The organism is Bradyrhizobium betae (genome assembly GCF_004123905.1).
In the GTDB taxonomy this organism is placed as follows: Bacteria; Pseudomonadota; Alphaproteobacteria; order Rhizobiales; family Xanthobacteraceae; genus Bradyrhizobium; species Bradyrhizobium betae_A.
Map to the genome: position 1 here is coordinate 427503 of NZ_MZXW01000016.1, position 12058 is coordinate 439560.

Annotated in this window: 11 protein-coding genes; 1 reads left to right on the forward strand and 10 read right to left on the reverse strand. The window is 64.2% G+C overall.

Translation table 11 applies throughout. From position 1 onward, the window contains the following. Positions 1-246 precede the first annotated feature (246 nt). From rpsO to rimP, 7 genes are all read right to left on the reverse strand, one after another. On the reverse strand, positions 247-516 hold the full coding sequence (rpsO, locus tag B5V03_RS12210) for a 30S ribosomal protein S15 (RefSeq protein ID WP_092027405.1): 270 nt from the start codon (positions 514-516) through the stop codon (positions 247-249). A gap of 2 nt (positions 517-518) precedes the next feature. Beyond that, positions 519-1637, reverse strand: a complete 1119-nt coding sequence (truB, locus tag B5V03_RS12215; protein ID WP_164987948.1) for a tRNA pseudouridine(55) synthase TruB — start codon at positions 1635-1637, stop codon at positions 519-521. Then, entirely contained in the window at positions 1634-2077 is a 444-nt protein-coding gene (gene rbfA, locus B5V03_RS12220) for a 30S ribosome-binding factor RbfA (protein WP_129270446.1), read from the reverse strand. Before rbfA ends, truB begins: the two co-directional genes overlap by 4 nt. A 157-nt stretch (positions 2078-2234) precedes the next feature. Then, complete coding sequence (infB, locus tag B5V03_RS12225; protein ID WP_129270448.1) at positions 2235-4940, reverse strand: translation initiation factor IF-2; 2706 nt, start codon at positions 4938-4940, stop codon at positions 2235-2237. 70 nt (positions 4941-5010) lie between these two features. Further along, positions 5011-5694, reverse strand: coding sequence for an RNA-binding protein (locus B5V03_RS12230; RefSeq protein WP_129270451.1), 684 nt, complete (start codon positions 5692-5694; stop codon positions 5011-5013). Positions 5695-5717: 23 nt separating this feature from the next. Continuing rightward, positions 5718-7328 carry a transcription termination factor NusA gene (nusA, locus tag B5V03_RS12235; protein ID WP_129270453.1) on the reverse strand — a complete coding sequence of 537 codons (1611 nt, stop codon included), beginning with the start codon at positions 7326-7328 and terminating at the stop codon, positions 5718-5720. 2 nt (positions 7329-7330) lie between these two features. Beyond that, positions 7331-8086: a ribosome maturation factor RimP gene (gene rimP / locus B5V03_RS12240; protein ID WP_129270455.1), complete on the reverse strand. Its 756-nt coding sequence runs from the start codon at positions 8084-8086 to the stop codon at positions 7331-7333. 363 nt (positions 8087-8449) lie between these two features. Between rimP and B5V03_RS12245 the strand changes: the two genes are divergently transcribed. After that, positions 8450-9532, forward strand: coding sequence for a DUF2336 domain-containing protein (locus tag B5V03_RS12245; RefSeq protein ID WP_129270457.1), 1083 nt, complete (start codon positions 8450-8452; stop codon positions 9530-9532). Here B5V03_RS12245 and trmB read toward each other — a convergent pair. From trmB to B5V03_RS12260, 3 genes are all read right to left on the reverse strand, one after another. Continuing rightward, positions 9529-10239, reverse strand: coding sequence for a tRNA (guanosine(46)-N7)-methyltransferase TrmB (gene trmB, locus B5V03_RS12250; protein WP_129270459.1), 711 nt, complete (start codon positions 10237-10239; stop codon positions 9529-9531). The genes B5V03_RS12245 and trmB overlap by 4 nt on opposite strands. Next, positions 10236-11393, reverse strand: a complete 1158-nt coding sequence (locus B5V03_RS12255; RefSeq protein WP_129270461.1) for a M20 family metallopeptidase — start codon at positions 11391-11393, stop codon at positions 10236-10238. Before B5V03_RS12255 ends, trmB begins: the two co-directional genes overlap by 4 nt. 85 nt (positions 11394-11478) lie before the next feature. Beyond that, positions 11479-11892, reverse strand: a complete 414-nt coding sequence (locus B5V03_RS12260) for a helix-turn-helix domain-containing protein (protein ID WP_007598327.1) — start codon at positions 11890-11892, stop codon at positions 11479-11481. Between the last annotated feature and the right edge of the window lie 166 nt (positions 11893-12058).

Consider the following 12058-nt stretch of genomic DNA (forward strand, 5'->3'; position numbering starts at 1 on the left):
GGCGTCCATCCTTTCGGGTCATACGGGCGCCTTGCCCGTTGTGCCCAGCCGCCGGATTGCTGCTGGACTGTCAGTCGGCACGAACGCGAACACCGAATCTTCGGCCTTCGCCCATCATGCCCCGGATGCGAATCATCATTGGCCCGCACCCGACGCGCACGCAGCCTCGATCAAAAACCTTTAAACAAACGCTTTCGTTCGAAACCACGCGCGAAAACGCGCGCCGTTGGGCGCGCGCAAGAACTCTTAACGACGAATGTTGTGCTTCTCGAGCAGCGCCTTGTAGCGCGCCTCGTCCTTCTTCTTCACATAGTCGAGGAGCGAGCGGCGGGTCGACACCAGCTTCAAGAGGCCGCGACGCGAATGGTTGTCCTTCACGTGGGTCTTGAAATGGCTCGTGAGGTTGGCGATGCGTTCCGACAGGATCGCGACCTGAACCTCGGGCGAGCCGGTGTCGCCGGCTTTGTTGGCATTCGTCTTGATGACTTCCGCTTTGCGTTCTGCGGCAATCGACATCGTCAATTTCTCTCGTTGCGAACGGCGCTGGCAGTCAGGCCGGTCAGGTTGAACACACGCTTGGGGATGATTTCGCCGTTGCCGACTTCAGCAAGCGCCAAAAGACGGCCTGCCACCGTGACATAGACTGTGCCGCTACTAGTGGGCGCATCCCGTCCGCGCAATAAAACGGCTTGGCCCCGATGGAGCCTTGCCGCGTCAGCCCGAGTGACGGCCAGTGCCGGGATGTCGTCCAGCGCGGTCTCAACGGGCATAAGCGCGTCGGCGAGGCTGCCCTCGCCGGACGCGGCTCTATCGCATAAAGCCTCCAGCTGATCCAGCGGAATCATGTCGTTCTCGCCAAATGGGCCGACCAGGGTCCGCCGCAGCGCGCAGATATGGCCGTAAGTGCCGAGAATCCGGCCCATATCGCGGGCCAGCGCCCGGACATAGGTACCCTTGCCGCACTCGGCTTCGAATACAGCCCGGTCGTTATCCGGTTGATCCACAAGGGTTAATTGGTGAATTTCGACCGGGCGGGGGGCCAGTTCCACGACCTCGCCGTCGCGGGCGAGGTCATAGGCGCGTTCGCCCTGGACCTTGATCGCGGAATAGCGCGGCGGGGTTTGCTGGATCACCCCGGTAAAGCGGGGCAACAGGGCCTCGATGGCCTCCCGGGTCGGGCGCTGCTCGGAGGTCGCGGTTGCTCGGCCCTCGATGTCGTCGGTGTCGCGCTCCTCACCCCAGCATACGGTGAACTGGTAGCGCTTGCGGCCGTCCATAACGAAGGGAACCGTCTTGGTGGCCTCGCCAAGTGCAATGGGCAGGCCGCCGGAGGCCAGCGGATCGAGTGTGCCGGCGTGGCCGGCGCGCTTGGCGTTGAACAAGCGCTTGAGCACGGCAACCGCCTGCGTCGACGTCATGCCGATCGGCTTGTCGAGCACCACCCAGCCGTGGACGTCGCGGCGGTCGCGGCGCTGCTGCTGACCCTTCTGCTTGTTGGCGCGCGGATCGTTGTTGACGCGGCGCAGCTCCTGATGCGGCTGAGAATCGCCGCCGAGATCCGCAAAATTATTTTTCTGCACGTCGCGCTGATCGGCTTCTTCGCCGCCGATCGTGCCGTGAGCCGGGTCCATCGTCATTGTTCTTCTTCCCGATCCGAATCCGGATCCTGTTCCAAGCCCTGTTCGAGGTCCTTCTGCACCGCAGGTGTTCGCAAAAGCTTCTCGATCCGTTCCGCTTCGTCGAATCGTTCATCGACGCGGAAGCGAAGGTCAGGTGCAAATTTGAGGTTAACGCGCCGCGCGACTTCGCCGCGCAGGAATTTCTTGTTGCGCTCGAGCGCAGCGATGATGATCTCGGTGTCGCGGCCACCGAGCGGCATCACGTAAACTGTCGCGAGCTTCAAATCGGGCGACATCCGCACCTCCGGCACGGTGATGATATGACCTTCGAGGTCATCATCATGCACATTGCCTTGCGCCAGAATCTCGGCCATCGCGTGGCGAACCTGCTCACCGACACGCAACTGGCGTTGCGAGCCGCCCGGTGCGGAACTTTTCTTCTGATGGTGGCGGGGCATAGTCTGGAAATCACCTCGTCATGCGCGTGTATGGGACACGAGCATTGTCATTTGTCCTGTTGAAACGAATGCGGTGCGATGGCCGGAAATAAATCCGGCCATCGCACTCCCGCAATTTCAGCTCAAAAAGATCCGGGCGCTTCGGTAAGATTTGGACTTACAGGGAGCGCTGGATCGTCTCCACGCGATAACACTCGATGACATCGCCTGCGCGCATGTCGTGGTAGTTCTCGAAGGCCATGCCGCATTCCTGACCGGACTGGACTTCCTTCACTTCGTCCTTGAAGCGCTTCAGCGTCGACAGCTTGCCTTCGTGCACGACGACGTTGTCGCGGATCAGGCGCACATTGGCGCCGCGTTCCACGGTGCCGTCGGTGACGCGGCAGCCGGCAACCTTGCCGACCTTGGAGATGTTGAAGATCTCCAGGATCGAGGCATTGCCCAGCATGGTTTCGCGCAAGGTCGGCGCGAGCAGGCCGCTCATGGCCTTCTTCACGTCGTCCACGAGGTCGTAGATGATGTTGTAGTAGCGGATCTCGATGCCGTTGCGCTTGGCGGCGGCAGCGGCCTCCTTGTTGGCGCGAACCGAGAAGCCGATGATCGCGGCGTTAAAACCTTCCGCAAGCGTCACGTCGGATTCCGAGATGCCGCCGACACCTGCATGCAGGATGCGGGCTGCGACTTCGTCGGTGCCGAGCTTCTCCAGCGAGCCGAGGATCGCTTCCAGCGAGCCCTGCACGTCGGCCTTGATGATCAGCGGGAATTCCTTGCGGCCCGCCGTCTTCAATTGCGACATCATCTGCTCGAGCGAGCCGCGCATGCCGGAGATCGAGGCAGCCGCGTTCTCGCGCTTCTGGTGCGCGCGGTAGCTCGTGACCTGGCGGGCGCGGGCTTCGTTCTCGACCACGGCGAGACGATCGCCGGCTTCCGGCGGACCGTTGAAGCCGAGCACCTCGACCGGAACCGACGGACCGGCTTCCTGCACCGTCTCGCCCTGATCCGAGATCAGCGCGCGGACGCGGCCCATCTCGGCGCCGGCGACGATGATGTCGCCGACACGCAGCGTACCGCGCTGAACCAGCACGGTCGCGACCGGACCGCGGCCGCGATCGAGCTTGGCTTCGATCACGGTGCCTTCGGCCGGACGCTCCGAATTGGTCTTGAGGTCGAGAATGTCGGCCTGGAGCGCGATCATCTCGAGCAGCTTGTCGAGATTGGTCTTGTTCTTGGCGGACACTTCGACGTCGACGACTTCGCCGCCGAACGACTCGACCTGCACCTCGTGCTGCAGCAGCTCGGTGCGCACGCGCTCGGGCTTGGCGTCGGGCTTGTCGATCTTGTTGATGGCAACGATGATCGGCACCCGCGCCGCCTTGGCGTGGTTGATGGCTTCGATCGTCTGCGGCATGACGCCGTCATCGGCCGCAACCACCAGCACGACGATGTCGGTGACCTTGGCGCCACGGGCGCGCATCGCGGTGAACGCGGCGTGGCCCGGCGTGTCGATGAAGGTGATCTTCTTGCCGCTCTCGGGCGACAGCACCTGATAGGCGCCGATATGCTGGGTGATGCCGCCGGCTTCGCCGGAGACAACGTTGGCATGACGGAGCGCATCGAGCAGCGAGGTTTTGCCATGGTCGACGTGGCCCATCACGGTCACCACCGGCGAGCGCGTCTCGGTGTCGGTGGAATCGTCGATGGCATCGAACAGGCCTTCTTCAACGTCGGACGCGGCAACGCGCTTGACGGTGTGACCCAGTTCTTCGGCGATCAGCTGCGCGGTGTCGGCATCGATCACGTCGGTGATCTTGTGCATCGCGCCCTGCTTCATCAGCATGCGGATGACGTCGACTGCGCGCTCGGCCATGCGGTTGGCGAGTTCCTGGATCGTGATCGCTTCCGGAATGACCACCTCGCGGATGAGCTTTTCCTTCGGCTCGTTCGCGGCATGGCCCTTCAGGCGCTGGGTGCGGCGGCGGAACGAGGCGATCGAACGCTCGCGGACCTCGTCGGCATTGAGAGCGGTCACGACCGTCAGGCGGCCGCGCTCCTTCTGCGGGCCGGGCTTGTGGGTCGGCTTGGGGGGGATCACGGGGCGCGCTGCGCCGCCGGGACCGCGACGGATCTGGCGCGGACCATCGTCCTCGTCCGGTCCGGCTGCGACCGCGGGAGCACGACCCAACGGGCCGCCCGCCGGCCTTGCCGTGGTCGTTCCGGGCCGTGCGGTCGTGGTTCCCGGGCGTGCCGTGGTGGTGGTGCCGGGGCGTGCTGCGGGCGCGCCGGGGCGCGGCGCAGGAGCGGCCGGGGCGGCAGCTGCGGGGCGCGGAGCGGATGCCGGCTGCTCGCCTTCGCCAAAACGCTTCTTGGCTTCGGTCTCGGCCTTGCGCTTGGCTTCGTCCTCGTGACGGTGGCGCTCTTCCTCGGCCTTGCGGCGGGATTCGGCGGCCTCGCGGTCGGCGCGTTCGGCGGCTTCGCGAACAGCGCGGCGCTGGGCCTCTTCCTCGGCCACGCGGCGCTCTTCGACTTCGCGCACCTTGGCATCGGCCAGCGCGCTGGCGCGGGCGGAACGTTCGTCCTCGGTCAGCGTGCGCAGCACCACGCCGGAGCCGGCGTTGCGCGGCGGAGCCGGGCGCGCGGGAGCGGGTGCAGGTGCGGCCGGCGCCGGCTTTGCAACAACCACGGGCGCCTGCGGCTCGGGGCTGCCGTCGATACGGCGCTTGCCGCGCTTCTCGACCACGACCTGCTTGCTGCGGCCATGGCTGAAGCTCTGGCGCACAGTGCCCGTTTCGACGCGCGGCTTGAGCGATAGCGTCTTGCTCGGAACGCTCAGCTTCTTGTCGTCAGGGGTCTTGGTATCAACCATTCAGCAGTCCTAATCCTGATTTATCAGTGTTGTGCGTTGCCGCACCGTCCTATTGGGTGGTCGTTGTCTCTCAGAAATCCTGGCCGGGCTTTTCGGCAGTCTTGTCAGCGTCCGCCATCCGGTATCGGACCAGCATCTGGCTACGTGACAGGAATGACTTGCTCGCCGGGCCCGCGAGCAGGGCAGCATGTATCACATTTGACCGGGTAAGTGCCAAATCCAATTCTAACGATTTCAGTGCGGTGACGACGGGAATCGGCGGCTTGGCACCGCGATTTCCGTCATTTTGCCGCGCCAGCATGTCCAATTTGCGGATTCCGTCCGCGGCCCCGTCGCTGGCATGGATCAGGACCTCGACCGTACCTTCCTGCAGGGCGCTTTCGACCTTGCCGAAACCGGCGACGATCTGGCGCGCCTTGGCCGCGATCCCAAGGACCTCGGTCACGCTCCGAACCAGGAGCGCCTCGATGTCGGCGGGAAACGTCTGGGGAATGCGCAGCTCGCGCTTGAAGGCCTTGCCAAAATGGTGACGCCGCACGGCTTCTGCAACCACCTCGCGTGAGGCGGTGACCCACATGCCGCGTCCGGGCAGCTTGCGCTTGAGATCGGGAACTACGTCGCCTTGCGGCGAAATGACGAAGCGGATCAGCTCGTCGATCGGCCGGACCTCGCGACTGACCGCGCACATCCGCATGGTCGCGGACCTTTCGGTCCGCGGGCCATTGTCGAGATCGTGGTCAGTATCTGCGAGCATCCGGGCGACATTCTCCTTTGCCCTTAAGCCGGCTGATCTTCAGCCGCCTCAGCCTCTTCGGCCGGCTTGGCCAAGTCAGCCTCGGTGATCCAGCCGGCCTTGACGCGGGCCTGCATGATCATGGCTTCGGCATCGTCGCGGGAGATGTCGAGACCATCGAGCGCGCCGGCGAACTTGGTCTGCTCGCCGCCTTCCTTGCGCTCGGTCCAGCCGACCAGATCGTCAGTGGCGCAGCCGGCGAGGTCGTCGACCGTCTTGATGTCGTTTTCGCCGAACTTCACCAGCATCTTGGAGGTGACGCCGGGCACGTCCTTGACGGCGTCCTCGACACCGAGCTCCTTGCGCTTGGCCTCGATCTCGGCCTCCTGCTGCTCGAGATACTCGCGGGCACGGTTCTGGAGCTCTTCCGCGGTCTCCTCGTCAAAACCCTCGATGCCGGCGAGTTCCTTGAGGTCCACCATCGCGAGTTCCTCGACCGAGGTGAAGCCTTCCGACGCCAGCAGCTGGCCGACCACTTCGTCGACGTTGAGCGATTCCATGAAGACGCGGGTGGAGTTCTCGAAGTCGGCCTGGCGGCGCTCCGATTCCTCCTGCTCGGTCAGGATGTCGATGTCCCAGCCGGTAAGCTGCGAGGCCAGACGCACGTTCTGGCCGCGGCGGCCGATCGCCAGCGAGAGCTGGTTGTTGGTATCGGGCACCACGACCTCGATGCGCTCGCGGTCTTCGTCGATGACGACCTTGGAGACCTCGGCCGGCGCCAGCGCGTTGACCACGAAGGTCGCGATGTCGGGCGACCAGGGAATGATGTCGATTTTCTCGCCCTGCAGCTCGTTCACCACGGCCTGCACGCGCGAGCCCCGCATACCGACGCAGGCGCCGACCGGATCGACCGAGGAATCGCGGGAAATCACGCCGATTTTCGCACGCGAGCCGGGATCGCGGGCCACCGCCTTGATCTCGACGATGCCGTCATAGATCTCGGGCACTTCCTGCGCGAACAGCTTTGCCATGAACTGCGGATGGGTGCGGGAGAGGAAGATCTGGGGCCCGCGGGTCTCGCGGCGGACGTCGAAGATGTAGGCGCGGACGCGGTCGCCGTTGCGGAATACTTCGCGCGGCAGCATTTCGTCGCGGCGGATGATGGCTTCACCACGGCCGAGATCGACGATCACGCTGCCATATTCGACGCGCTTGACGACGCCGTTGACGATGTCGCCGATGCGGTCCTTGAATTCCTGATATTGCCGGTCGCGCTCGGCCTCGCGCACCTTCTGCACGATCACCTGCTTGGCCGACTGCGCGGCGATGCGGCCGTATTCCAGCGGCGGCAGGGTGTCGGCGATGGTGTCGCCGACCTGGGCACCGGGATTGGCACGCTGCGCATCCACCAGCGAGATCTGGTTGGAGTGATTTTCGACCGTCTCGACCACTAGCATGTGGCGCGACAGCCGCAGCTCGCCCTTCTTGGGGTCGATCTCGGCATGAACGTCAGTCTCGCTGCCGTACCGGGCCCGCGCCGCCTTGGCGATGGCGTCCTCCATCGCCGCGATGACGATGCCGCGGTCGATCGATTTCTCGCGTGCAACGGCGTCGGCGATCTGAAGCAATTCGAGTCGATTGGCGCTGACTGCCATGGCTAGTCTCCTTCGTCAGGATCGATCTCGCCCCGCTGCGCGCGTTCGGCGGCAAGGCGATGTTTCTTGGTATTGGTCGGGGCCGGTTTCTTTTTCGGCTTGGTGTTCTTGGTGGTTTTTTCGCTGATCTCGGCGTGTGGCGCCTTCGGCGGCTCGAGGCCGAGATCCCTGCGCATTTCGCGCGCCTCGGCCTTGCCGCGGCGCATGGATTGCGCGATCAGCTCGTCGGTCAGCACCAGCCGCGCCTCGCCGATATCCTCCATCGTCAGGAGAACGTCGGCATCGTCGCCGGCCTTGAAGTCATCACGGCGCAGATGCACGCGATCGCCTTCGACCACACCCAGCATGCCACGGAACCGCTTGCGCCCTTCATGGGCGACCGCCATGTCGATCTTCACCAGATGGCCGCAATAGCGCTCGAAATCGGAGCGGCGCACCAGCGGACGGTCGATTCCCGGCGAGGAGATTTCCAGCCGGTAGGCGCGATCGATGGGGTCGGCGACGTCGAGCACGGGTGACAGCGCCCGCGAGATCGCCTCGCAATCCTCGAGCTGCATCGATCCGTCCGGCCGCTCGGCCATGATCTGCACGGTGCAGCCGGCTTCGCCAGAGATGCGGATCCGCACCAGGCGGTAGCCCATGCCTTCGAGTACCGGACCCGCAACCGCGGACACCCGTGCAGCCGCGCCCGGCTCGACCACGAGTCTCGGCTCGGCCAGCAACTCGGCGTCGGTGGAACCAGCATTCGGTTCGGTCATATCAGGGGTCAAGGCGCTTGTTTGGTTAAGGCTTGGTTAAGACGTCAAAGCCAGCTTCGGAACTTTCCCGACAGCGCGTCGGGCCACATCTTCCGCCAAGCCGCGTTCAGGTAATAAAAAAGAGCGGGTCCTTTCGGGCCCACTCTCACTACGCGGATCGTATGAGAAGATGAATTGACGCTGATATAGCCCTTTCCGGGCTTCCGGACAAGGCCCATCGGGAGCCAGACGAGGCTTTTTGCGCCCGTCCGGCAGGCCCCCCGCGCAACGCTTCCTTCATCTAGGAGGCCTAAATTCCCTGATTGTGGGGCGACTTGGACCAAGGGCGCACCCGCGGCGTGCCCTATACGAGTTTGCGTTTTCATGACCGTTGCCACGTCGCTCATTCCCGGACTGGACGATATCGTCAAACGCGGCGACCCCCGGCGTCGCGGCGAGATCGCGCGCGCCATCTCCCAATTATTCTTCCAGGACGCCGAGAAGCTCCGTCCCGACCTCGTCGATCTCTTCGACAATCTGCTGATCGATCTCGTCCCGCATGCCGAGCTTGCCTCGCGCGTCGACCTCGCCGAACGCTTCTCGTACCTGAACAACGCGCCGCCGCATCTGGTCACTCAACTCGCGCGCGAAAACGAGATCGCGGTGGCAGGTCCCGTGCTGCGCCGCTCGCCGGTGCTCGATGAAGCAGCGCTGGTGGAGATCGCGCGGCTGAAGGGCCAGGGTCATCTGCTGGCGATGACGGAGCGTCCCGTTTTGTCGTCCGTCATCACCGACGTGCTGGTCGAGCGCGGCGATCGCGATGTGGTGCGCCGCGCTGCGGGCAATGCGGGCGCGGTGTTCTCGCCGGGCAGTTATTCCGAGCTGATCAAGCGTGCGTCGCAGGACGGCGTGCTGACGGTCAAGATCGGCCAGCGCAACGATCTCTCCGGCGATCACCTGAAAGAGCTTCTCAACGGCACGCTCGACGTCATTCGCCGCCGTCTCTCCAGCGTGGTCAATCCCGTGCGCCAGGTCGAGATCGCGCGCGCGATGGCCTCGATCGAGGAGGCCTCGCTGCCGCCGGGACCACGGCGCGATTTCTCAGCGGCACAGCGCACGGTGCTGACGCTGCATCGTGAGGGCCATCTCGGCGAAAGCGCGCTGCTCGGCTTTGCCAAAGCGCACAAATACGAGGAATCGATCGCCTCGCTCGCGGCGATGGCCGGCGTTCGTCTCTCGATCCTCGATCGCTTGGTCGCGGGCGACCGCTACGATCCGATTTTGATTCTGGGGCGGATGCTGAATCTCGGCTGGCCCACGGTGCGCGCGCTGATCCTGATGTGGTACGGTTCGCATCGCACGCCGGCCGATGCCGATCTCGAGCAAGCGCGCGTAAACTTCACGCGCCTGATGCCGTCGACCGCCGAGCGCGTCGTGAAATTCTGGCGCAACCGGCAGACGATCTAAAGCCGTCGAAACCGCAGATACGCCGCCTTGCGGCCTTCGCGCGTGGCTTTTCGGCCGTAGCGCGTCATGGTGTAGCCGTCCCAAGGGAGCCGAAAATCATCGGCGCGCTCTGCAAGCCAGACAAAATCTACCGAGCGCGCCAGATGCATCAGCGTCCAGGCGCAGTAATCGTCGATGTCGCAGACGAAACGGAATTCGCCGCCGGGCTTGAGCACGCGCGCCATCGCCGCGATCGTCCGGTCTTGGACGAAACGCCGCTTCCAGTGCCGCCGCTTCGGCCAGGGATCCGGATGGATCAAGTCGATCCGCGACAGCGAGGCCTTCGGCAGCCAGGCCAGCAATTCGGCGGCATCGCCGGCGAACAGGCGGATGTTGGCGATGTTGGCGGCCTCGATCTGCGCGAGGATTTTTGCCATGCCGTTGACATAGGGCTCGCAGCCGATGAAGCCGGTCGTCGTGAAGTTCTGCGCTTCGGCCGCGAGATGCTCGCCGCCGCCAAAACCGATCTCGAGCCGCACGTCGTCTGCCGCGGGATCGAAGATCTCGTTGGCGCTCGCGGGTGCTTCACCCTCGATGTCGAGCGAAAGATGCGGCAGCAGATGATCGACCAGCTCGGCCTGGTGCTGCCTGAGCTTGTGGCCCTTGCGGCGCCCGAAGAAGGCGCGCTCGCTGTCATCGCGATCGGGGTTAGACTTGCGCTCGCTCATCGCAGCGTCTGATACAGGCGATAGAGCAGCCGCGCGCGCGGTTCGAGCGACGAGACATAGAGCTGCTCATAATGGGTGTGCGCGCCCTTGCCGTCGACGCCGAGCCCGTCGAGAGTGCCGGTGTAGGGAGCGGTGAAATTACCGTCCGAGCCGCCGCCGGTATAGGTGTCGATCAGCTCGAAGCCGATCTCGCCAGCGAGAGTCTTGGCGTGCTCGTACAGCGAGGCGCCTGCATTGCCCTTCTCGTAAGGCGGGCGATTGAGCCCGCCCGTGACCCTGACGGTGACGCCCTCGGTCTTTGATCTCAGGGCGAGGATCTTGCCGACGAATTCGTCCGCATCCGCGAAGCTCGGGACGCGCAGGTCGATTTCGCCATAGGCTTCTTCCGGCGTCACGTTGGGGCGTGTGCCGCCGCGCACCACACCGACATTGACGGTGACGCCGCGCGCCAGATCGTTCATCGCTTCCAGTGCCATGATGACGTTGGCGAGCTCGCGAACGGCGCTGCGGCCATCTTCGGGCCGCGAGCCGGCATGCGCCGGCACGCCCTTGATGAACACCTCGAAGCGTCCGACACCCTTGCGTCCGGTGACGATCTTGCCGCCGTCGCGCGCGGGCTCCGTCACCAGCACGTATTTGGCCTTGCGCCCTTCCTTCTCGATCAGCGCACGCGAGGTCGGACTGCCGATCTCCTCGTCGGAGGTGAACATGTGGGTGATGCCGAGCGGCGAACGATTGCCGTCGGCGCAGAGCGCGCGAAACGCGTGATGGGCGATATAGGCGCCGCCCTTCATGTCGTAGATGCCGGGACCGAACGCGCTGTCGCCTTCGACCTTGAACGGCAGGCGCTCGATGAAGCCCAGGGGGTGAACGGTATCGAGGTGGCTCAGCACCAGGATGCCCGGCTGCTCCTGGCCCCAGGTCGAGCGTGCCAGGAGATGATCGCCGCAGCCGTCGACGCCGGCGATGCGCTCGAGCGTAACAGGCAGATCGCGATGCTGATCCGCGACCAGCGACACCAGCCTGTTGACCTGTTCAGGCGCCTCTGTCGGCGTCTCGATCTCCACCCAGCGCCGGATGCCATCGAGAATAGTTTTGGTATCGAACCAATTGGCTTTGGTCATGAGCGCATCTGTGCCTTTGAATCGCATCATCTGAGTGGACGCGCATCAAGGCGCGGCCGCAAATGACGACATAGGCCAGATTTCACGCACTCTCAAATCGGATTGAGGTGGCGCGTCAGCGCTTGTCGGGACCTTCGCGGGCCGCAATCTGCTCGACGAGATCGACGATCGAGCGGCGCATCTTCGAATCAGTGATACGCGTGAACGCCTTGGTCAAAGCGAGACCTTCGGAGGTCGCGAGGAAGTCCGAGACGTAGGAGGGCGAAGCGCCTTCTGCAAAGCCGTCCGGTCCGGCCACGCCGCTGGGGCCGCCCTCGAACAGGAACGACACCGGCACCTGCAGGATCTCGGCGATCTGCTGGATGCGGCTCGCACCGACGCGGTTGGTGCCCTTCTCGTACTTCTGAACCTGCTGGAAAGTCAGGCCCAAAGCTTCACCGAGCTTCTCCTGACTCATGCCCAACATGATGCGGCGCATGCGCACGCGGCTGCCGACATATTTGTCAACAGGGTTGGGCGCTTTCGACATTTCCTCAGCCTCCAAACACCACCTCCAGCGCAATCGACCGGAATGCCTCAGGTGCCAGCAACATAAAAAATCAAACCATGTTATTGGGAAACATTGCGGAGAAATTTAGCAACGCCCACTGTCTTTCGCAGCGGGTGCAGAATGAGGAACCCGCGTGCAGTCTGTC